19 protein-coding genes and 1 pseudogene are annotated in these 21405 nt (G+C 70.8%); 13 read left to right on the forward strand and 7 right to left on the reverse strand.

Features of this window, described 5'->3' with window-relative positions:
- Positions 1–45 precede the first annotated feature (45 nt).
- Together ABWI07_RS02095 and ABWI07_RS02100 are read left to right on the forward strand one after the other, a co-directional pair.
- Positions 46–618: a helix-turn-helix domain-containing protein gene (locus tag ABWI07_RS02095; RefSeq protein ID WP_353817411.1), complete on the forward strand. Its 573-nt coding sequence runs from the start codon at positions 46–48 to the stop codon at positions 616–618.
- 115 nt (positions 619–733) lie between these two features.
- Positions 734–1954: an MFS transporter gene (locus tag ABWI07_RS02100; protein ID WP_353817413.1), complete on the forward strand. Its 1221-nt coding sequence runs from the start codon at positions 734–736 to the stop codon at positions 1952–1954.
- A gap of 6 nt (positions 1955–1960) precedes the next feature.
- Here ABWI07_RS02100 and ddaH read toward each other — a convergent pair whose 3' ends face one another.
- The gene (ddaH, locus tag ABWI07_RS02105; protein WP_353817506.1) at positions 1961–2800 is read right to left on the reverse strand and encodes a dimethylargininase; all 840 of its coding nucleotides are present in this window, start codon (positions 2798–2800) and stop codon (positions 1961–1963) included.
- A 249-nt stretch (positions 2801–3049) separates the two neighbouring features.
- Positions 3050–3430 (reverse strand): annotated as a pseudogene (locus ABWI07_RS02110) (ATP-binding protein); the annotation flags it as partial.
- Between the two features lie 154 nt (positions 3431–3584).
- On the opposite strand from ABWI07_RS02110, the gene ABWI07_RS02115 reads away from it, so the two are divergent.
- Positions 3585–4883: an XRE family transcriptional regulator gene (locus ABWI07_RS02115; RefSeq protein WP_353817414.1), complete on the forward strand. Its 1299-nt coding sequence runs from the start codon at positions 3585–3587 to the stop codon at positions 4881–4883.
- Between the two features lie 705 nt (positions 4884–5588).
- Positions 5589–6809 carry a DUF5753 domain-containing protein gene (locus ABWI07_RS02120; protein ID WP_149262449.1) on the forward strand — a complete coding sequence of 407 codons (1221 nt, stop codon included), beginning with the start codon at positions 5589–5591 and terminating at the stop codon, positions 6807–6809.
- 238 nt (positions 6810–7047) lie between these two features.
- Here ABWI07_RS02120 and ABWI07_RS02125 read toward each other — a convergent pair whose 3' ends face one another.
- Positions 7048–7596 (reverse strand): hypothetical protein, encoded by a 549-nt coding sequence (locus ABWI07_RS02125; RefSeq protein ID WP_353817415.1) that lies wholly within the window; start codon positions 7594–7596, stop codon positions 7048–7050.
- Between the two features lie 532 nt (positions 7597–8128).
- Between ABWI07_RS02125 and ABWI07_RS02130 the strand changes: the two genes are divergently transcribed.
- Positions 8129–8467 carry a PadR family transcriptional regulator gene (locus ABWI07_RS02130; RefSeq protein ID WP_149262451.1) on the forward strand — a complete coding sequence of 113 codons (339 nt, stop codon included), beginning with the start codon at positions 8129–8131 and terminating at the stop codon, positions 8465–8467.
- The gene (locus ABWI07_RS02135) at positions 8464–9018 is read left to right on the forward strand and encodes a hypothetical protein (protein ID WP_149262452.1); all 555 of its coding nucleotides are present in this window, start codon (positions 8464–8466) and stop codon (positions 9016–9018) included. Before ABWI07_RS02130 ends, ABWI07_RS02135 begins: the two co-directional genes overlap by 4 nt.
- A 21-nt stretch (positions 9019–9039) precedes the next feature.
- On the opposite strand, the gene ABWI07_RS02140 is transcribed toward ABWI07_RS02135, so the two are convergent.
- A complete protein-coding gene (locus tag ABWI07_RS02140; RefSeq protein WP_353817416.1) occupies positions 9040–10563 on the reverse strand; it encodes a PucR family transcriptional regulator in 1524 nt (507 codons plus the stop codon).
- Between the two features lie 134 nt (positions 10564–10697).
- Between ABWI07_RS02140 and ABWI07_RS02145 the strand changes: the two genes are divergently transcribed.
- The 3 genes from ABWI07_RS02145 to ABWI07_RS02155 all read left to right on the forward strand — a co-directional run bounded on the left by ABWI07_RS02145 (position 10698) and on the right by ABWI07_RS02155 (position 13678).
- Positions 10698–11936 carry an NAD(P)/FAD-dependent oxidoreductase gene (locus ABWI07_RS02145; protein WP_353817417.1) on the forward strand — a complete coding sequence of 413 codons (1239 nt, stop codon included), beginning with the start codon at positions 10698–10700 and terminating at the stop codon, positions 11934–11936.
- 110 nt (positions 11937–12046) lie between these two features.
- Positions 12047–13012, forward strand: a complete 966-nt coding sequence (locus ABWI07_RS02150; protein ID WP_353817418.1) for a DUF2637 domain-containing protein — start codon at positions 12047–12049, stop codon at positions 13010–13012.
- 63 nt (positions 13013–13075) lie between these two features.
- Positions 13076–13678, forward strand: a complete 603-nt coding sequence (locus ABWI07_RS02155; protein WP_149262455.1) for a hemerythrin domain-containing protein — start codon at positions 13076–13078, stop codon at positions 13676–13678.
- Positions 13679–13767: 89 nt separating this feature from the next.
- On the opposite strand, the gene lpdA is transcribed toward ABWI07_RS02155, so the two are convergent.
- A complete protein-coding gene (lpdA, locus tag ABWI07_RS02160) occupies positions 13768–15171 on the reverse strand; it encodes a dihydrolipoyl dehydrogenase (RefSeq protein WP_149262456.1) in 1404 nt (467 codons plus the stop codon).
- A gap of 356 nt (positions 15172–15527) precedes the next feature.
- Here lpdA and ABWI07_RS02165 point away from each other — a divergent pair, with 356 nt between their 5' ends.
- Both ABWI07_RS02165 and ABWI07_RS02170 read left to right on the forward strand, forming a co-directional pair.
- Positions 15528–16178 carry an ElyC/SanA/YdcF family protein gene (locus ABWI07_RS02165; RefSeq protein ID WP_353817419.1) on the forward strand — a complete coding sequence of 217 codons (651 nt, stop codon included), beginning with the start codon at positions 15528–15530 and terminating at the stop codon, positions 16176–16178.
- A gap of 91 nt (positions 16179–16269) precedes the next feature.
- Positions 16270–17679 (forward strand): MFS transporter, encoded by a 1410-nt coding sequence (locus ABWI07_RS02170; RefSeq protein WP_353817420.1) that lies wholly within the window; start codon positions 16270–16272, stop codon positions 17677–17679.
- Between the two features lie 15 nt (positions 17680–17694).
- On the opposite strand, the gene ABWI07_RS02175 is transcribed toward ABWI07_RS02170, so the two are convergent.
- Positions 17695–18081, reverse strand: a complete 387-nt coding sequence (locus ABWI07_RS02175) for a hypothetical protein (RefSeq protein ID WP_353817421.1) — start codon at positions 18079–18081, stop codon at positions 17695–17697.
- Position 18082: 1 nt separating this feature from the next.
- A complete protein-coding gene (locus ABWI07_RS02180) occupies positions 18083–18388 on the reverse strand; it encodes an ArsR/SmtB family transcription factor (RefSeq protein ID WP_149262459.1) in 306 nt (101 codons plus the stop codon).
- A 202-nt stretch (positions 18389–18590) separates the two neighbouring features.
- On the opposite strand from ABWI07_RS02180, the gene ABWI07_RS02185 reads away from it, so the two are divergent.
- Positions 18591–20024, forward strand: a complete 1434-nt coding sequence (locus tag ABWI07_RS02185) for a family 2B encapsulin nanocompartment shell protein (protein ID WP_353817422.1) — start codon at positions 18591–18593, stop codon at positions 20022–20024.
- Positions 20021–21391 (forward strand): family 2B encapsulin nanocompartment shell protein, encoded by a 1371-nt coding sequence (locus ABWI07_RS02190; protein WP_353817423.1) that lies wholly within the window; start codon positions 20021–20023, stop codon positions 21389–21391. The genes ABWI07_RS02185 and ABWI07_RS02190 overlap by 4 nt, the downstream gene beginning before the upstream one ends.
- The last annotated feature ends 14 nt before the right edge of the window (positions 21392–21405 follow it).

The raw sequence follows: 21405 nt of genomic DNA on the forward strand, positions 1-21405 counted from the left end.
CCTTCCGGATTTGACAAAGTTCTTTGCCGATCCTGCAATGAGGGCATGGAGACCACCGAGGACGTCCTCGCCGGTGTCGGGCCGAGGCTGAGGAGGCTGCGTCAGGAGAGGAACGTCACGCTGACCGCGCTCGCCGAGGCGACCGGCATCTCGGTGAGCACGCTGTCGCGGCTGGAGTCGGGCAAGCGGCGGCCGAGCCTGGAACTGCTGCTCCCGCTCGCACAGGCCCACCAGGTCCCGCTGGACGAGCTGGTCGGCGCCCCGGCCGTCGGGGACCCGCGGATCCGGCCGCGGCCGCTGCGCATGCACGACATGACCGTCCTGCCGCTGACCAGGCGTCCCGGCGGGGTCCAGGCGTTCAAGATGTTCGTGCCCGAGCGCGTCCCGCTGCCCGAGCCGCGGACGCACGAGGGCTACGAGTGGCTGTACGTGCTGAACGGGCGCATGCGCCTGCACCTCGCCGGCCGGGAGATGGTGCTGGAGGCGGGGGAGGCGGCCGAGTTCGACACCCGGCTGCCGCACTCGTTCGGCGGCGAGGGCGGGCCGGTCGAGGTGCTCAGCCTGTTCGGGCCGCAGGGGGAGCGCATGCACTTGCGCGCGAGACCCCGCAAGTCCTGACCCCGCCCGTCGCGACCCCGCCAGCAAGGTCACCGGCAGTCGTGACATAAATTTGATATCCGTGCAGACCGCCCAAACCCCCCAGAAAGCCCCTGCCCGTCGGAAGCCCGCCCCCATGGCGTGGGTCCTGTGGAGCGTCGGCGTCCTCGCCTACGCCGTGGCGGTACTGCACCGGACGTCCTTCGGCGTCGTCGGCCTGGACGCCGTCCACCGGTTCGACGCGTCCGCCGGGATCCTCGCGTCCTTCACCGTCCTGCAACTGCTCGTCTACGCGGGCCTCCAGATCCCCGTGGGGCTGCTGCTCGACCGCGTCGGCCCGCGCTGGATGGTCGCGGGCGGCGCTCTGCTCATGGCCGGCGGGCAGGCGCTCATGGCGGTCTCCGCCGACGTCGGGACGGCCGTCGCCGCCCGCGTGATGGTCGGCGCCGGCGACGCCATGACGTTCATCAGCGTCCTCGGCATCGTCGCGACCTGGTTCCCCGGACGCTACGTCCCGGTCGTCACGCAGCTCACCGGGCAGCTCGGACAGCTCGGCCAGGTGCTCAGCGCGATCCCCCTGGTCGCCCTTCTGCACGGCCCCGGCTGGGGCACCGCGTTCGGCTCCGCCGCCGCGCTCGGCGCCCTCATGGCGGTGCTCGCCGTCGCCGTGCTGCGGGACGGCCCCGGCCGCGCGAACGTCCCGTCCCTGCGCGAGACCCGCACCAACCTGGCCGAGGCGTTCCGGCACCCCGGCACGCGCCTCGGCCTCTGGTCGCACTTCGTCACGCAGTTCTCGTCCAACACCTTCGCGCTGATGTGGGGCTACCCGTACCTGGTGTCAGGGCAGGGCATGCGGCCCGCGACCGCCTCGACGCTGCTGACGCTGTTCGTCCTGGTCAACGTCGTGTCCGGGCCGTTCATCGGACGGCTCGTCGCGCGCTACCCGCTGCGCCGCTCGTGGCTCGTCCTCGGCATCGTCGCGCTCAACGCGACGGCGTGGGCGGCCGTGCTCGCCGTGCCGCCGCCCGCGCCGTCCTGGCTGCTGGTGCTCCTCGTGCTGTGCATCGCGCCCGGCGGCCCCGGCTCGATGATCGGCTTCGACTACGCCCGGACGTTCAACCCGCCCGGGCGGCAGGGCACCGCGACCGGCATCGTCAACGTCGGCGGCTTCGTCGCCTCCCTCGTCACGATCCTGCTGATCGGGCTCGTCCTGGACGCCCTGTCACCCGGGGGCGAATTCACACCTGGAGCGTTCCGGGCGGCCTGGACCGTCCAGATCGGCATCTGGGCGATCGGCGTAACGGGCGTCCTGCGCACCCGCACCCTGGCCCGCCGCCACCCCGCCCTAGCCGACTAGCGACACTCAGGAGCGGAGCTCCAGCGTGCAGCACTTCGGGCCGCCGCCCGCCTTGCGCAGCTCGGACAGGTCGACCGGGAGCGGCTCGTACCCGTGGACCCGCAGGGTGTCGATCAGCTCGACCGCCTCGGCGTTGATGACGACGTTGCGCCCGTCGCACACGGCGTTGAGCCCGAGCACCGCCGCGTCCGCCTCGCTCGCGAGGACCGCGTTCGGGAACAGCCGCTCCAGCACCGCCCGGCTGCCGGGGGAGAACGCGCCGGGGTAGTAGGCCACGTTGTCGCCGCCGAGGGGGAACAGCGCCGTGTCCAGGTGGTAGAAGCGCGGGTCGACGAGCCGGAGCGTCACCACCGGGCGGCCGAGGAACTCCTGCGCCTCCTGGTGCGCCGCGATGTCCGTCCGGAACCCCGTCCCGGCCAGGATGACGTGGTCGAGCGTGAGGAAGTCGCCCTCGCCCTCGTTGGTGTGCTGCGGCTCCAGCAGCTCGGAGAACCCGTTCTCCAGCAGCCACTTCGCGTACGCGGGCCCTTCGGCGTGCCGCTCCGGGTGCGTGAACTTCGCCCCGTACACCCGTCCGCCGACCACCAGCGCCCCGTTGGCCGCGAACACCATGTCGGGCAGCCCCTCGATGGGGTCGATGAGGCTCACCTCGTGCCCGAGCGCGAGGTACGCCGCCCGCAGCTCCTCCCACTGCGCCACGGCCTTCGCCGCCTCGGCCCCGGCCGCCGGGTCCATCCACGGGTTGATCGCGTAGGTGACGGCGAAGTGCTCCGGACGGCACATCAGGTAGTGCCTCCGCAGCGCGGTCCGGACGGCGGTCGGCTCCATTGCCGGCATGACGGTCATACGTGTCTCCAGGAACGTCCGAAGGGGGGATCGACTCAGCGAAAGCCTAAGAACGAAGGCCGCGCAATCCAATGCGCCAATCTTGCTCTGACCTGGTATTTCGTTGCGTCTTCCGGCTCTTCGTGCACGATTCGTTGCGCAGCTCAGCGGCCTCGGCCCCGGCCCGCCGCCCCCGACCCGCGCACCTCCAGCACCTGCGCCCACCACACGGTTTTGCCGCCGTCCGCCCCGGGGTGCCACCCCCACCGGTCGGGCGGACGCGGCGACGATGGCCATGCCCCGATGCCCCTCGTCGGTGTCGGACGCCGCCATGAGCCGGGGCAGCCCCGGCTCGGGGTCGGTCACGTCCACGCGCAGCACCCCGTCCATCACCCGGAGCCGGACCTTGACCACCCCGCCGGCCCGCAACTCGTCCCGCACATGCCGGACAGCGTTCGTGACGAGTTCGGACGTCAGCAGCACCGCCACATCGATGTCGGCCTCGGCGACGCCCCACCCGTCCAGCGCGTCCCGCACCGCCCGCCGCGCCGCCCCCGGCGCCCAATCGGACAACCCCCATACATACGTCCGCGCCCGCCTCGCCCGCGTGATGCCGCCCCGCCGCAGCAGTGTGCTGATACGGCCGTCCATGCGCCTCGACCTCCGTTGTCCCGCTTCCGAGCGCGGGACGCGAATGTCCCGCGTAACTCAGTGAAACCGCGCGCACACGGACCGAGAAAGGCGACAATGGGGCCGTAGGAGGGACACAAGTCCGCTCGCGCCTCTCCGGTCGAAGGGTGCCCCCGTGACTGAACAGCCGCGCCCGCCATGGGCCGTACGCCTGGAAGCCGAACGCCGCGCACGCGGCTGGGGCCCGTTCAAAGCCGCCCGCCGCCTCTACGCCGCCGCCGGGATCGACCACCCGGACGCGAGCCAGGTCAAGAACCTCTCCCGGCAGATCAACCGGCACGAGAAAGGCGAGGTCTTCCCGTCCGACTGGGGCTCCGCCTACGCCACTGCGTTCGGTCTTGAGGAGAAGGACCTCTTCGGCCAGGAATCGCCCGTTTGTCCGACGGGTACCAAAGAACCGAGCGCCACTCCCGACGATCGGACCGACGACGTGAAACGCCGCGCAGCACTCCAATTACTCGCCGCCCTGGGCGCCGGAACGGCGATCCCTCCCGGCGCCCTGGAGCAGATCCTCTCCAGCATCGACCGCGCCCTCGATCGGCCCGTCGACCTGGAGGAATGGGAGAGCGCGATCCGCGAGTACGGCTTTCTCATCAACCGCCAGCCGGTCGGCTCGCTGATCAACGACCTGACCGCCGACATCATCGGCATCGGCGAACTCCTCAATCGCGGCAACGCGCCGCGTTCAGACCTGCTGCGCATCAGCGCGGGGCTGTCGTCGCTGCTGGCGATCGAGTTCGGTGACATAGGCAACCGGAGGGGTGCCCGCCTGACGTGGGGGACGGCGCGCCGGGCCGCCGACGCCTCCGGCGACCGCGACCTCCAGGTCTGGATTCGGGCGCGCGAAGCCGAGGAGGCGTTCTGGTTCGGGCTCTCGCCGCAGGAGATAGGGGCCCGCACAGCCGAGGCCATCGCGATCGCGGATGGAAGGCCCAGCGGCGGCCTGCCAAGGGCCTACGCCGTGCGTGCCAGCGTCGCCGCGGAGCACGGAGACAGGGAAGCCGCCCGCAAGACGATGAACGACCTTTCGGAGTTGTTCGAGAACCTGCCGGACTCGGTGACGGAGGACCCGGCCACCTTCGGGTGGAGCGAAGCGCGCTTCCGCTGGAACGAGGCGTACATCTACACGTTGATGGGGGACGCCAAGGCCCGCCAAGCCGTGGACGACGCCCGCAGCCTCTACCCATCCGGAACCCTCGGCCCGATCGCCAACCTCGACGTCATCGAGGCAATGGGCGCCGTCCACAGCGGAGAGGTCGACGCAGGGCTCGCCCAGACCCTCACCACCCTGCAGGACCTGCCAGTGAGCCCCGCCCGCCGACGCATGACCGCCCAGATCCTCCACACACTCCCCGAGCGGGCGCGTGCCCTGCCTGCGGCACGAGAGTTGCGCGCACTGACCACCGTCACCTGACAGACCGCAGCCCGAAGCCGAGTCGTGGGATGTCTCTCCTCCCTGAGCTGTGTGAGGGCAGCACGACAGTGACGCCGCTCTGGATCGTCTAACAGGAGTTTGGAGTCGTGCCGGGCGGCAACGGTCCAATAGGCCTTCATGCCACAACCTCCATCCTCGTGTGCGAGGCGGTGATTGTCGGACTCCATGCGCTCAGTCCGCCGGCCCTGCTGGAGTCCAGGGCAGGCCAGTACTCATTCCCTTCCTTACGCTATGCCCGGCCTCATCTGGCCCGAATAAAGGAGATCAGCCCGGCGGCCGCTCCTGTAACGGCGACAGAGACCGAGGCTCCCATGATGAGAGCGCCCGCCGCAGACGATCCGCCCCATCGCCACACCACGAAGGCAGCGACCATGCCCGTGATGCCACCACTCAGCATCACATTAACCATCAGCAGTACCCGCACGATGAGCCGACAAGTCGTTGGGCTTCCGTACCACCAGTCGAAGAGCCTGTGCCGGTCGGGAGGGAGTTCTGGATGTTGCATGCCACCTCGCTGTGTCCAGGTCCCGGCGCCGCTGTGGCGCGACTAGATCCAGATAGCCAGCCCGGGTGGTTGTTGCACCATGTCGCAACGACCACTTCGAGGGGGTGTTGCGGAAGATGGCAACGTTGGCTTAGTGAATCGAGTGGAACACTGAAGGTGCGGCCGCCGATGATGGACGCATGGCCGACATCGTCTCCCGGTACGCATCTGACCCGTCAACCTCGGGCAGGTTGAAGCCCCTGGACCCTAGGCTCAGCCCGGAGATACGGGTATGGGCCGAAGCGCTGCGCATGCTGTGGTTTCAGGTGGGGATGTCACAGAATCGCTTTGCCCACACCTATCACTTCGATAAGGGGACTATTTCACGCTACCTCAGTGGTACTCGCGTTCCCGGAGACCAAGCGTTTCTAGATCGTCTGTTGGCTATCAAAGCTGAGAAGGATCAAAAGGTATCCCCTGAAGTTCGCGCCCACCTGGCCGCGCTGCAAATGGAGGCACTGCAAGTTGCTCATCCGCAGGGGTACCGAGTGCGGATGGTCCGCGACGAGCTACACATCGCAGTCGTAAGCCAGCGTGCGGCTGAACGCTATGCTACGCAGCTGGAAGAGCAGCTTGCCGAACGCATTCGCCGCCACGATGGGCTGGAGGTCGCGTGGGACGCAGACCGTGCTGCCATGCAAGCCGAGCGTGACCGTCTCGAGGCTGAGATTATCGACATCACCAGCCAGCTGGACCACGCCCGTCGCCGCGCCACCGAGGCCGAACGTCGTTGCCAGCATCTTGAACAGCTTCTAGATCACTTCGAAACCTCCCGTAGCAACGCAGATGGCGTCCTATCCATTGAACCTCAGACGCTCATGGGTCTGGAGGAGTCTGCAGGGTTGATCCGCACATATGAACTGCAGTTGGTCCCAGGGCTACTGCAGTGGGAGGCGTATGCGCGTGCGGTGATACGCCTGAGCGGCAACGGAGCTGCCGAACACGAGATCGACCAGCGAGTGGAACTGCAGTTGCAACGTCAGGAACGCCTCACGGGCCCGGACGCGCCGCGCCTGTGGGCCGTGGTGGACGAGGGGGCGCTACGGCGCCCCATCGGCGGACCTGAAGTGATGCGGGGCCAGTTCGAGCACCTCATCGAGATGTCGAAACTGCCCAACGTCACCATCCAGATCATGCCGTTCAGGGTCGGAGGCCACAAGGCCAAGGGAGGCGGCTTCACGATTTTTCGACCCGAGCAGAAACTGCCGGACGTGGTTTACGTTGAGACCCTCACCGGCGAAATGTACCTGGATAAACCCAATGATGTCGACAGCTACCTGCAGGCCATGGAACGCCTGTGCGTCGACAGTGCGACCCCGGAGCGCACCGTCGAGCTTCTCAAGCATCTTCTTGATATGTGACCTGCGGCGGCGACGGGGCTTTCTGGTGCATACAAATGATTCGGTTCGCCTATTTTCAATGAGCTGACTCCAACCTCCATTGGCGTGGGGGCGAGGGTGAGGATGGCCTGGTTGATGGTGGTCAGGTGGCTGGGCGAGCAGCGGCCTTCTGCGCGATGTGCCAGTGCGCAACGCGCCATGCGGCAGGGCCGGGGGCGGGGCTCGGCTTGCAGGTGCCGGCCCCGCCGTCGGCGTCCGGTTACCTGATGGGCTTGAGCTGCGTGTAGCGGATCAGCGGCGCGTCGCAGTGGCCGCCGGTGCCCTTGTCGAAGTCGAACCAGAACTCGATGGCGTTCTCGCCCATGCGGCCCCGGCCGATGGAGGTCCACTGGACCAGCTTGCCCTTGTGCCACTTGCTGTCCTCGACGGCGTTGCTCCCGGTGTAGCCGGGGCCGCCGGACAGGCGCCACTTGCCGGTGCCCTCGTGGACGGCGAGCAGCGACCTGACCATCGAGTTCTTGTGGTTGCCCTTGGTCTTCTGGATGGCGTACCCCCACTCGACGACCGTGACGAGCGGGTGCTTCTTGGTCGGCTTGCCGTCGGTTTTGATGTAGCCCTTCCCCCAGCGCCCCTTCGCCTTGCAGTTGGTGTAGGCGATGTACTTGGGCTTGCCGACCTTGGCCACGGTGACCTTTCCGGTCCCCGCGCCGGCGCCGGACGGGGAGGCGGAGGCCACCGGAGCGGCCGCCACCAGGCCCGCCGTGGTGAGCGCGGCAGCGGCGAGCGGCACGAACTTCTTCATCGACACGCTTGTTCTCCTCGAACGTATCTGTGATCGCCACGCGTTTCCCAGAGGGCACGGGCGATCGACGGCATGTCGATTATCGAGAGCGGAATCCGCCCGCCCCAGGGCCTCCGGAACCATTAATCAATGGGCTCCCCGGCACTATCGGCTCTACATCCGACTGAAGGCTGCGAACCAGGTCAACGGACCGTGCGCGACGACGTATCGCAGCCTGCTGTCGCCAGTTCACTCTCGCGTGAGACGCTTGCTCGCCATTGGTCGCGAATTAACTCGCGGTTCACCGAAAATATGCTCAAAGAACGGATGGGGGAATATAGGCGAGAAATGAGAAAGCCATCTCGTGAACACGTGCCAGTGTGCTGCGAAATGGCCCCAGGGGGCCTTGACATTCGAAAGACCGGCCAAGCGGCCCACGGCTGGGCCTGCTTCGACGCGTCCCCGCGCGGGCTCGCAGGCGGTGACCCGGCCTGCTGGACCCGCCCACCGTTCAGACCCTGGCTGGACGAGATGTGTAGTTAGGCGATATATATGCCGTATGAGTCGACCGATGCGGGAGCAGAGCTACCTGATCCTGCTCGCTCTCGCCCCTGAACCTCTGTACGGCTACGGCATCATCAGCGCGGTCGGGGAGTTGTCGGAGGGGCGGATCAAACTCGCCTCGGGCACCCTGTACACCGCCCTGGACCGGCTCGGCACCGAGGGTCTGGTCGACGTCCACCGCGAGGAGGTCGTGGACGGGCGGTTCCGCCGCTACTACACCCTCACCGGAGCCGGCCGCCAAGCCGTCGAAGCCGAGACCGAGCGCCGCGCCGCGTTGGCCGCCCGCGCCCGATCTCGCCTCTCCCTGCCCCGCATCTCCCCGGAGCTGGCATGAGCACTCGGTACGAGAACCGCTGCCGCCTTCTGCTGCGCGCCTACCCGCGCCACTACCGCGAGATCCGCGGTGCCGAACTGCTGGGCACGCTTCTGGACGCCGCCGAACCCGGACGCTCCACACCCACGCTGCGGGAATCATGGGCCGTCATCCGCGGCGGGCTGGCCACCCGACACCGCGTGCGCCCTCCCCTGCGCCACCTTCTTGCCTACCGTCTCCGGGGCAAGCGCGTTCCGTACAAGTATCGCTGGTGGGTCCGGGATGACATCTTGAGCCAGTGGGCCTCCGTACGCCTGCCGCTGTTGTGGGGGGTGTTCGTGTTGTCGCTGATGCTGTGGGATGGCTACTCCATCCGCAGGATCGCCATCGCGGCCATGGTCCAGACGCTAGGGATCGCTCTAATACTTTGGCGTGCGCGGCGCTATGGACCCGATCGATCCGATCGGGAACTGCTGTGGAAACACGAGTTCCTGCCTGACGGAACCCCCTTCGAGGCCTCTCGGCCGCAGCCGCCCGCACCCGCATCGGGAACGTCGCCCACTCCCGAATGACCGTTCCAGCCGACTTGCGGGCTATTCGAGGGTGGTCAGTTGGAGGCGGAGGGCCAGGCGTTTCTGGGGGGTCGACAGGTCTACGGGGGTGACCTCTGCCATGCGGCGTAGGCGGTGGCGGAGGGTGTTGGGGTGGACGTCCAAAGCCTGGGCCGTTCCCTTGGGGTCGCCGTAGTGGTCCAGCCACGCGGCGAGGGTCGGGAGGTAGGACGTTCCGTGCTTCTCGTCGTGGGCGCGCAAGGCCGGTAGGGGGCCGCCCAGGAGGTCGGTGCCGACGGCCTTTCTTGCGCGTTCCACGACTACGGCCTCCCAGGCGTCCTCCAGGAGGGCCGTTCCAGGGGTGAGGCGACCGGATGCGACTAGCGCGGCGAGTTCGGTGGCCTCGGTGCGGGAGCGGGGGAGGTCGGCGGGGGAGCGGGCCAGGCCGCCCGCCGCCGCGTAGAGGGTGCGGTCGTGCGCGCGGGCGCGGGAAAGGACGTCGCGCAGCCAGGGCATCGTGCCTGACTCGGCGGTGTCGCGGCCGGGCTCCGTCACCACCGCGAAGACCGTGCCGGCCAGGTCGGTGAGGAGCGGGCGGTGCCAGCCGTAGCGGCGGGTCAGGGCGTCCCACAGGTCGAGGCGCTGGCGGATGTCCTCGGGTTCGGCCTGGTTGCCGAGGACGGCCACGCGCCAGGGCGGCGGGGCCGGGACGGGCTGGGAGCCGTCCTGGAGCGCGGCGCGCAACTGGTCCGCCGAGACGCGGCGGGCGACGCCGGCCTCGGCGCGGAGGCGGAGCAGGTGCAGGGCCAGGACGGAGGCCAGGTCGGCCAGCCGCAGGACGCGGTCCGGGGGGATCGGCGTGCGCGCCACCACCCAGATCGAGCCGAGCCATTCGCCGCCCGCGCGGACCGGGATGACGAGGCGGGGCAGCATGCCGTCCGGCCCCGCGGGGACGAGGACGGGGTCGCTCGACCGGGCCAGCTTGCGGAACACGCCGGAGGCCCGCAGATGAGCGATGACCTGCGGCGGGACGCGGCGGCCGACGATCGTGGAGACGCGGGCCGGGTCGGTGCTGTCCTGGCGGCCCGAGTAGGCGAGGACGCGGGAGCGCGCGTCCTCCAGCGTCACCGGGGCGTCGGCGATCTCCGCCGCCGTGTCGGCCAGGGCGAACAGGTCGTCCCGCGGTCCGGACGGTCCCGGGAACGGTGCGGCGGCGCGGTCGATGGCGCCGCGCGCCAGCCAGATGACGTGCGTCCAGGACGCGTCCCGCTGGAGCTCCATGAGCGCCGGCTCCAGGCGGCGCGCCGCGGCCGCCACCTCGGCGGCCCCGGCGAGGGGCGACTTGAGCACGACGCCGCTCGCCCGCGCCGCGTCGGCGCGTTCCAGGAGCGCGACGGCGCCCGCCGGGTCCGTGACGCCCGCGCCGAGGACGATCTCGCCCGGCCGTCCGGCCGCCTCGCCCGGTTCGGCCAGCACGACGTCGTGCACCTGCGCGTCCCGGCCGGGCGCGACCAGGCGCAGCAGCCCCGGGCCCAGCGCGTCGACCAGGCCGGTCACGCTGATCATGCGTTCTCCTCCCTTTCCTCCATTGTGCGCTTCGCATCATGGTCGTCGTCCAGATTGGCCGAATGCGACAGGGGCATCGGCGGGCGGACGCATCACCATCGAAGTGACGTGATTCACGAAGGAGAGGAGAGGTCATGGCGCGCCGAGTCGCCGTCGTGGGGGCGGGCATGGTCGGTCTGTCCACCGCATGGTTCCTGCAGGAGCACGGCGACGACGTCACCGTGTTCGACCGGCGGGACGTCGCGGCCGGAGCGTCCTGGGGCAACGCCGGGTGGCTGACCCCCGGCCTGGCGACGCCGCTTCCCGAACCGGCCGTCCTCTCCTACGGCGTGCGCGCGGTGCTCAGCCCGTCGTCGCCGGTCTACGTCCCGCCGAGCGCGAACCCGCGCCTGCTGCGGTTCCTCGCCGGGTTCGCCCGCAACAGCACGGCGGCCCGGTGGCGGCGCGCGATGGAGGCGCTGGTGCCGATCAACGGCCGGGCGCTGCCGAGCTTCGACGCCCTGCTGGACGGCGGCGTCCGCGCGGAGACGAACGATGCCGGCTCCTTCCTCGCCGCGTACCGGACGGCGGACGAGCGCCGCGTCCTGCTGGAGGAGATCGAGCACATCCGCGCGGCGGGCCAGGAACTGGAGTACGAGGTCCTGACCGGCGACGAGGCGCGGCGTGTGGAGCCCGCGCTGTCGGACGAGATCGGCGCCGCGATCCTGCTGCGCGGCCAGCGCTTCATCAACCCGGGCGTGTTCGTGCACGCCCTCGCCGACTCCGTCCGCGACCGCGGCGGCAAGATCCGCGTGGGCGCGGAGGTCGCCGACGTCCGCGACGAGCCGGGCGGCGTGGCCGTCCGCACGGGCGGCAGCGACTTCGAGGCGTTCGACGCGGTGGTCCTCGCGAGCGGCGTGTGGCTCGGCGATCTCGCCCGGCGGTTCGGCGTCGGCGCGCTCGTCCAGGCGGGCCGCGGCTACAGCTTCAGCGTGCCGATGGAGCGCGTCCCGGACGGCCCGGTGTACTTCCCCGCGCAGCGGGTCGCATGCACGCCGCTCGGCGACCGGCTCCGCGTCGCCGGGATGATGGAGTTCCGCCGCCCGGAGGCGCCGCTCGACCCGCGCCGGATCAGGGCGATCACCGAGGCCGCGCGCCCGCTGCTGCACGGCGCCGACCTGGACGCCCGGCAGGACGAGTGGGTCGGGTCGCGCCCCTGCACCCGCGACGGCCTCCCGCTGATCGGCGCCACCCGGTCGCCGCGGGTCTTCGCCGCGGGCGGCCACGGCATGTGGGGCATCACGCTCGGCCCGGCCACCGGGAGCCTCCTCGCGGAGATGATCGCGACCGGCCGCCGCCCCCGCGAGCTGGACCCGTTCGACCCGCTCCGCTGACCCCCGGGCGACCTGCGGCTTCTGGGGGGTTATGGCGCTTTCGTCCGGACGGCCGTCGCGGGCACGCTACCGTCGCGGGGTGCTCTCGACCCCGTGACGGAGGGACGCCGATGGACGAGCCGCGCGCGGCCGCCGTGCCGCTGACCCGGGCCCAGCGGGTCCTGGCCGGGGTCGGCGGGCTGTTCTTCGCCGGCCTGGCCGGGCTCGGCGGCTACGGGTCGTTCGCCTCCGTCCGCGACGTGGCCGAGCCCTGGTTCGGCGGCCAGGCGTGGATCGTCCCGGCGGGCGTGGACCTCGGCATCCTCGCGCTGGTGTCGGTCGCGCTCCTGCTGGAGTGGCTGGCCATGCCGATGCCGGCGCTGCGCTGGATGGCGTTCGCGTTCACCGCCGCGACCGTCTGGCTGAACGTCTCGGCCGCGCACGGCGACGTGACCGGCATGGTGATGCACGCCGCCATGCCGGTGCTGTTCATCACGTTCATCGAGGCCGTCCGGCACGCCATCCGCCGCCGTGCCGGGATCGCCGCCGGGATCGTCCGCGAAGGGATCCCCCTGGCGCGGTGGCTGCTCGCGCCGTTCTCGACGTTCCGGCTGTGGCGCCGCATGGTGCTGTGGCAGATCACCTCCTACCCGCACGCCCTGACCGCCGAGCAGCGCCGCCGCCACGCCCTGGCCCTCCTGGACGCCCACTACGGCCGCAAGTGGAAGAGCAGGGCCCCGGCCGACGTCGTGTGGATGCTCCGCGACGGCGTCATGCTCGACCAGGCCCTCGTCCGCGTGACCGAGCTGACGGCGCCGCAGCCGGAACCGGTGGACGAGGCCCCGCCCGCGAAGGAGCCCGCGCCGAAGGAGCCCGCACCGAGGAAACCGGCGGCCAGGGCCCCGTCGGAGAAGCCCCCGCGCCGGCCGGCCCCGCGCGGCGTCGCCACCGACAACGAGGCCCGCGCCCTCGCCATCCTCGACGCCGAACCCGGCATCACCGGCGCCGAACTGGCCCGCCGGCTGGACATCAGCTCCCGCCAGGGCCAGCGCCTCCTCAGCCGCCTCACCAAACCCGCGCCCACGCACACGTCCTGACCAGTCCTCTCCGGTTCGTCACCTTTCCTCCGGCCGCTCCGTCAATGCGGTGAAGGAGGAACGATGAGCGAATACGACTGGACCCTGATGTACGCCATGCACGACGCGTTGAGGAGGGAACTGGAGCACCTCGCCAAGGTCACCGCGCGCGAGGACGACGACCCCCGCCGCCTCCTCGCCGCGGCGGCGGGCTGGGAGCTGTTCAAGACTGCCCTGCACGCCCACCACACCGCCGAGGACGAGGCCCTCTGGCCCGTTGTCCGGAAGGCCCTCGACGGCCGCGGCGACGACCTGGCCCTTCTGGACGCGATGGAGGCGGAGCACGCCGCCGTCGACCCTCTGATCGAGGCCATCGACACGGGCGCCGAACCCGTGGGCGAACTCGTCGACGCCCTCGCCACCGCCCTCACCGCGCACCTCGCGCACGAGGAGAAGGAGGCCCTGCCGCTGCTCGACGCCACCCTGACCCTGGAGCAGTTCCAGAACTTCGGCCAGGCCCACGGCCGCCACGTCGGCCCGAACGGCCCGCGCGTGCTCCCCTGGATCCTCGACGGAGCGGACGAGGCGACGGTGGCGACCTCGCTGGCCGTCCTGCCCGAACCGGCCCGCGCCGCGTTCGAGACGCAGTGGCAGCCCGCCTACCGGGCCCTGAAGCGCTGGCCCTGACCCCCGGAAGAACCCTGGAGAAACGGCGAGGCCGCCGCCACGGACGAACCGTGGCGGCGGCCTCGCGCCGTAGCGCCGGAGCGCCGGAATCAGAGGTTGATCATGTGCCCGGCCAGGCCGTGCACGGCCTCCTTCATGGCCTCGCCCAGGGACGGGTGGGCGTGCACGTTGCGGGCGACCTCGTTGACGGTGAGGTCCCACTGCTGCGCCAGGGTCAGCTCCGGCAGCAGCTCGGTCACCTCGGGGCCGATCATGTGCGCGCCGAGGATCTCGCCGTACTTCGCGTCGCTGATCACCTTCACGAAGCCCTCGCCCTCGCCGAGGCCGAGGGCCTTGCCGTTGGCGCTGAAGGGGAACTTCGCGGTCTTGACGTCGAAGCCCTGCTCCTTCGCCTGCGCCTCCGTCCAGCCGAACGAGGCGACCTGCGGCTGGCAGTAGGTGGCGCGCGGGATCATCACGTAGTCGAGCTCCATGGTCTCGGCGTCGGCGATGGTCTCGGCGGCGACGATGCCCATGGCCTCGGCGGCGTGCGCGAGCATCAGCTTCGCGGTGACGTCGCCGATGGCGTAGATGTGCGGGACGGACGTGCGGCAGCGGCCGTCCACGTCGATCGCGCCGCGCTCGGTCAGCGCGACGCCGGTCTTCTCCAGCCCGTAGCCCTCCACGTTCGGCTGGAACCCGATCGCCTGGAGCACCTTGTCGGCCTCCAGCACCTGCTGCGCGCCGTCCTTGCCGGTGACGGTGACCTTGACCTTCTCGCCCGAGTCGTCGATCGCGTCGACCCGGGTCGAGGTGAGGACGTCCACGCCGAGCTTGCGGTACCGCTTCGCCAGCTCCTTGGACACCTCGGCGTCCTCGTTCGGCACCATCCGGTCGAGGAACTCGACGATCGTGACCTTCACCCCGTAGTTGTGCAGCACGTAGGCGAACTCGACGCCGATGGCGCCCGCGCCCGCGATGACGATGCTGCCCGGCAGCTCGGAGCTGAGGATCTGCTCCTCGTAGGTGACGACCCGCTCCGACAGCGACGTGCCCGGCAGCAGCTTGGTGTGCGCGCCGGCCGCGATGATGCAGTTGTCGAACGTCACCGTCTCGCTCGACCCGTCCTGCCGGGCCACCTGCAGGGTGTTCGGGTCGGTGAACGTGCCGCGCCCGTCATAGGACGTGATCTTGTTCTTCTTCATCAGGAACTGGACGCCCTTGACGAGCTTGTCCGACACCTGGCGGCTGCGCTGGTAGGCGACGCCGTAGTCGAAGGACACGCTGCCCTCGACGTTGATCCCGAAGGTCTTCTGCTCCTGGGTGAAGATGTGCGCCAGCTCGGCGTTGCGCAGCAGCGCCTTCGAGGGGATGCAGCCGACGTTGAGGCACACCCCGCCCCAGTACCTCTCCTCGATGATCGCCGTCTTCAGCCCCAGCTGTGCCGACCGGATCGCGGCGACATAACCACCCGGGCCCGCGCCCAGGACCACGACGTCAAAGTGTTCGCTCATATCAATGGACGATATTCGCCGCGACCACGTGCTCGCATCCCGGCGGGCGCACCAGAGAGGGGCATCACGCGGCGCGGTCGCACCGGACGGCGGCGCGGCGGTCCGGGGGCGGCGCGCGGGGGCGCCGGGTCGGATGCGGCCGTCACATCCTGTTAGGGTTTCGGCAAGGTCTCCCTCCGATCACGATCCGCGGGAGCCCGTCGAACGACAGGGCGGCGCGCAAGGGGCGCGAGCCCGGAGCCGTCCCGGCCGCGGAGCCCGGCGGCGTCCCCTGGAACGGCGGAGCCACGGCGCCGGAACACCGCGCCCCGGCCCGGTCGTCGCCCCGGTTCCCAACCGAGTGGAGGAGAAGGCGAGTGAGGATCCCCAAGCGCGTCAACACCGTCCTGGACTGGGTGGAAGAGCACCTGCTCGCGCTTGCGGTCGTCGTCGCGCTGGTCGTCGTCGCGCTGGTCGCCACGCTCGCGCCCCCGGCCGTCGGCCTCCCGGTCGCCGGGTTCGTCCTCGGCGCCGCCGCCGGCGGCCTCCTCGTGCACGTCCGGCTGAGCCGCCGCATCGCCCGCGCCCGCTCCGACAACGACAACCTGCTCCGCGAGAACGGCGCGCTGCGGCACCGCAACACCGTCCTCGCCAGCGGGGTGATCACGCGGGAGGCGCAGGAGACGCAGGCGCTCGTCGCCATCCCCGAGGACGACCTGCTCGACGAGCCGGCCGACCCGCAGGCCACCACCACCCTCGACGAGCTGCTGGACGGCGATCCGCAGCGCACCGACGAGCTGCCGGGCGACCCGGGGAGCACCGGCGAGCCGTCCGCCCGGAGCGAGGCCCCGCCCCGCAGCGGCGGCGCGCGAAACGATGATCCGCTGGGCGGCGACCCGCAGCGCACGACCGTCCTGCCGTCGCTGCCGGACGACCTCCTCGGCGGCGCCGGCGACGCGGGAAACGGGACCGCCGCGGACGACGACGAGGACACCGCGCGCACACCGCGCAAGTCCCGGAAGGCGTGACCGCGAAGGCGTGACCAGGGCCTTCTGCCGCACCGTCAGCGGAGCCTCACTCCGGTGTTACTTCCGCTGATCTTCGGGCAGAAGGTCGGCCGTGGAAGAGTCGACGAACGCGCGGCAGGGAGCGGATCCGGGACGCGGAGGCGAGGGCTCCGGCCCGCCGGAGGGCGCGGAGCCCCACGAGGGCGCCGTCCGCAAGGCGGTGATCGCCTCGGCGATGGGCAACTGCATCGAGTGGTTCGACTTCGGCGTGTTCAGCGCCGGGGTGATGACCGCGATCATCGGCACGGTGTTCTTCCCGGAGGACGCGGGCGGCAGCGCCACGCTGCGCTCGTTCGCGCTGGTCGCGGCGGCGTTCCTCGCCCGTCCGTTCGGTGGGCTGTTCTTCGGGCCCATGGGCGACAGGCTCGGCCGCAAGCGGGTGCTGGCGGCCACCATCATCCTGATGTCGGGCTCCACGTTCGTGATCGGCGTGCTGCCCGGGTACTCCACGATCGGGATGGCCGCGCCGCTGCTGCTGCTCGCCGTGCGGCTCGTCCAGGGCTTCTCGACGGGCGGCGAGTACGGCGGCGCCGCCACGATGATCGCCGAGTACGCGCCGACGAACCGGCGCGGGTTCTACGGCGCGTTCCTGGAGTTCGGCACCCTCGGCGGCTACATCCTGGGCGCCGGGCTCGTGCTGGGGATCGACCTCGCGCTCAGCGAGGGCGCGATGCACGAGTGGGGCTGGCGCATCCCGTTCCTGATCGCGCTGCCGCTCGGCGCCGTCGGGCTCTACGTCCGGACGCGGATCGAGGACACCCCGACCTTCCAGCACATGGAGGCGGAGGGCAGGAAGGCCCGGTCGCCGCTCAAGGAGACCGTGGAGCACCACTGGCGCACCATCCTGAGGCTGATCGGGATCGTGGTCCTGCTGAACGTCGCCGTCTACACGCTGCTGACGTTCATGCCGTCCTACCTCGTCGACTTCCTGGACATGGACGACACCACATCGCAGCTCACCACGATCGGCGTGGAGGCGGCGATGATGGCGGTGATCCTGCCGCTGGGCGCGCTGTCGGACCGGGTCGGCCGCAAGCCGCTGCTGGTTGCCGCGGCGACCGGCTTCCTGGTGCTGTCCTGGCCGGCGTTCGCGCTGATGCAGACGCACGACCCGGCGGGGGTCGCGGTCGGCTACGCGATCATCGGCGGGCTGCTGGTCCTCATGCTGGCGGTGATCGGCGCGACGTTCCCGGCGATGTTCCCGACGAAGGTGCGGTACGGGGCCTTTGCGATCGGCTACAACATCTCGACGTCGCTGTTCGGCGGCACGGCGGCCGTGCTCGTGGGCTCGCTGATCGACGCCACGGGCTCCAACTACGTCCCGGCCTACTACCTGATGATCGTCGCGCTGGTCGCGCTGCTGCCGATCCTCAGGATCCCCGAGACGGCCCGGGTGCCGATCGACCAGGCCGGGGAGGAGAACGCCCCGGAACCGGTGGGCGCCGGGGCGCGGCGAGGGTGAGGTGGGGACCGGTGGTCAGCGCTCCGCCGCCCGCAGGCGCGCGTAGACGGCGTCGATGACGGTCCAGCCGTCGAGCTCGACGCGGGAGCCGAAGTCCTCGCCGCGCTCCACCACGACGTCGACCAGCGCGCGGACGACGCTCGGCTTGTGCAGGTTGAGCATGGACTCGTCCTCCGCGCGGCACACGCTTCCGCTGTGCGTGTAGGGGCCGCCGTCCGGGACGATCCTGCCGGGCCCTTCACGGAAGACGACGTTGATGTTCCCCGGACGCCCGTCCTTGCTGAGAAGCAGGACCTCACGGCAGCCGTGGATGCCCTCCTCGTCCCTCTCATGCTGGTGCCCCACCACCCACCGGTAGGTGTCGGCGCCTACCAGGAGCCTGCGGTAACGGCGGCGTCCCATGTCATTCCGCCGCGTCGAGGTGCTCTTCGAGGGCGTCCAGGCGCGACGCCCAGGCGCGCCTGTAGGGGGCCAGCCACGCGTCCACCTCGGCGAGGGGTTCCAGGCGGACCTCGTAGACGCGGCGCTGCGCGTCCTGGCGCGCCTGGACGAGACCCGCGTCGCGAAGCACGCGCAGGTGCTTGGACGTCCCCGGCTGCGTGAGCCCCAGCCGCTCGACGAGCTCGCCCACCGGGCGCGGACGTTCCAGCAGCAGGTCCAGGATGCGGCGGCGGGCCGGCTCGGCGAGCACGGCGAACGCGGATGTCATGGCGTCATCATAACCGCCTGCGTATATGCCTAAGAATGCATATTGCAGGGGAAGTCGCGTACCGGTGCGACTTGTGTGGCCCGAGGGCGAATCAGAGGTGGAGCCCATGGCTGCTTGCAACCGTCTCATTACCGTCTGTAGCGTCACCGGTGGCCAAAGGCCGCCATCCCCTCGGACCCACGACGAATCGGTGGTGTGTGACGTGACGGAACAGCAGCTCCAGGACCAGCAGCAACAGGACCACCGGCTGAGCCTCGGCACCGACGCCGCGCGGAACCTCGCGACCACGACCAAGTCCGTCCCGCAGATGCAGGGCATCACGTCGCGGTGGCTGCTGAAGCTGCTGCCCTGGGTGCAGGCCTCCGGCGGCACCTACCGCGTCAACCGGCGGCTCACCTACACGCTGGGCGACGGCCGGGTCACGTTCGTCACCACCGGCGCCGACATCCGCGTGATCCCGCGCGAGCTCGGCGAACTGGCCCCGCTGCGCGGCTACGACGACGAGGTGACCCTGGGCGCCATCGCGGGGCGCTTCGCCCAGCAGGAGTACGCGCCCGGCGACGTCGTCGTCGAGCGCGGGCATCCCGTCGACCGCGTCGTCCTCGTCGCGCACGGCAAGCTCAGCAAGATCGGCGCCGGCGAGTACGGCTCCGACGCGGTCCTCGGCACGCTCGCCGACGGCGACTTCTTCGGCGAGCAGGCCCTCGTCGCGACGCAGGCGGGCGAGGAGCCCCCGACCTGGGAGCACACCGTCAAGGCCGTGACCACCTGCACGATCCTCAGCATGAGCCGGGCCGACTTCCAGGAGACGCTCGGCCAGTCCGCCTCCCTCCAGGCGCACCTGGAGGAGTACCGGACGAGCCCCCCGCGCGCCCACAACGCGCACGGCGAGGCGGAGATCGAGGTGGCCTCCGGGCACGACGGCGAGCCCGTCCTGCCGAGCACGTTCGTCGACTACGAGGCCTCGCCCCGCGAGTACGAGCTGAGCGTCGCGCAGACCGTGCTGCGCGTCCACACCCGCGTCGCCGACCTCTACAACCAGCCGATGGACCAGATCGAGCAGCAGCTCAGGCTGACCATAGAGGCGCTGCGCGAGCGGCAGGAGCACGAGATCGTCAACAACCGCGACTTCGGCCTGCTGTACAACACCGACCTCTCCCAGCGCGTCCACACCCGCTCCGGCCCGCCCACGCCCGACGACATGGACGAGCTGCTCACCCTCGTCTGGAAGGACCCGGCGTTCTTCCTCGCCCACCCGAAGGCGATCGCCGCGTTCGGCCGCGAGTGCAGCGCCCGCGGCGTCTACCCCGACAGCGTCGACGTCGGCGGCCACAAGGTGCCCGGCTGGCGCGGCGTGCCCATCTTCCCGTGCAACAAGATCCCCATCAGCCGCACGCTCACCAGCTCGATCCTGCTGATGCGGACCGGCGAGGCGGCGCAGGGCGTCGTCGGGCTGCACCAGGTCGGCCTGCCCGACGAGTACCAGCCGGGCCTGTCGGTCCGCTACATGGGCGTCGACGAGAGGGCGCTCATCAACTACCTGGTCAGCACGTACTACTCGGCGGCCGTCCTGGTGCCCGACGCGCTCGGCATGCTGGAGTCGGTCGAGGTCGCGCACGGCGGTGCCGGCGCGTGACGCGGGAACGGCCGGCCCTCTCCACCCGGGCCGCGCGCAACCTCGCCACGACGACCAAGTCCGTCCCGCAGACGCAGGGCACCACCCCGCGGTGGCTGCTGTCGCAGCTGCCGTGGGTGCGCGCGGACGCCGGGTCCTACCGGGTGAACCGCCGGCTCACCTACCGGCTCGGCGACGGCCTCGTGACGTTCGTCAACGACGGCGCGGCGGTCCGCGTCGTCCCGCCCGAACTGGCCGAGCTGCCGCCGCTGCGCGGCCTGCCCGACCCCGCGGTCCTGGACGGTCTCGCCGCGCGCTTCGAGCAGCGCGAGTACCGGCCCGGCGAGGTGATCGCGGAGTCGGGCGGGCCCCTCGACGCGGTCCACCTCGTCGCGCACGGCAAGGTCGAGGAGACCGCGCCCGGCGCCTACGACGCCGAGAGCCGGGTCGGGGTCCTCGCCGACGGCCGGTTCTTCGGCGCCGACGCGCTGCTCGGCGAGCCGGGGGAGTGGGCGCACACGTTCCGCGCGCTCACCCCCGTCATCGTCCTGACGCTGCCGCGCGGGGCGATCGACGAGCTGACCGAGCGGTCCGCGCCGCTGCGCGCGCACCTGGAGGAGTACCGGGCCGCGCCCGTCCCGCCGCAGACCAGGCACGGCGAGGCGGCGATCGAGGTGGCGTCCGGGCACGGCGGCGAACCCGTCCTGCCCGGCACGTTCGTCGACTACGAGGCCTCGCCCCGCGAGTACGGGCTGGCCGTCGCCCAGACGGTCCTGCGCGTCCACTCCCGGGTCGCCGACCTCTACGGCGAGCCGATGGACCAGGTCGAGCAGCAGCTCAGGCTGACCATCGAGGAGATCAGGGAGCGCCAGGAGCACGAACTGATCAACAACCCCGACTTCGGCCTGCTGCACAACGCCGACCTGCGCCAGCGCATCCAGACCCTCGGCGGCCCCCCGACCCCCGCCGACATGGACGAGCTGCTCGCGCGGCGCCGCAAGACCCGGTTCTTCCTCGCCCACCCGAAGACGATCGCCGCGATCGGCCGGGAGTGCACCCGCCGCGGCGTGTACCCCGAACCCGTCGAGGTCGAGGGACGCCGCGCGCACGCCTGGCGCGGCGTCCCGATCCTCCCGTCCGACAAGATCCCCATCTCCCCGACCGGGACCAGCTCGATCCTCGCGCTGCGCACCGGCGAGGACGACGAGGGCGTCATCGGCCTGCACCGCACCGGGCTGGAGGGCGAGGTCCGGCCGGGCCTGTCGGTCCGGTTCACCGGCATCGACGACCGGGGGCTGCTGACCTACCTGGTCAGCGCCTACCACTCGGCCGCCGTGCTGGTCCCCGACGCCCTCGGCGTCCTGGAGAACGTCGAGATCGCCCGCTGAGGAGAGGGGACACG

The sequence above is a fragment of the Actinomadura sp. NPDC000600 genome (assembly GCF_040492135.1).
Classification (GTDB): domain Bacteria; phylum Actinomycetota; class Actinomycetes; order Streptosporangiales; family Streptosporangiaceae; genus Spirillospora.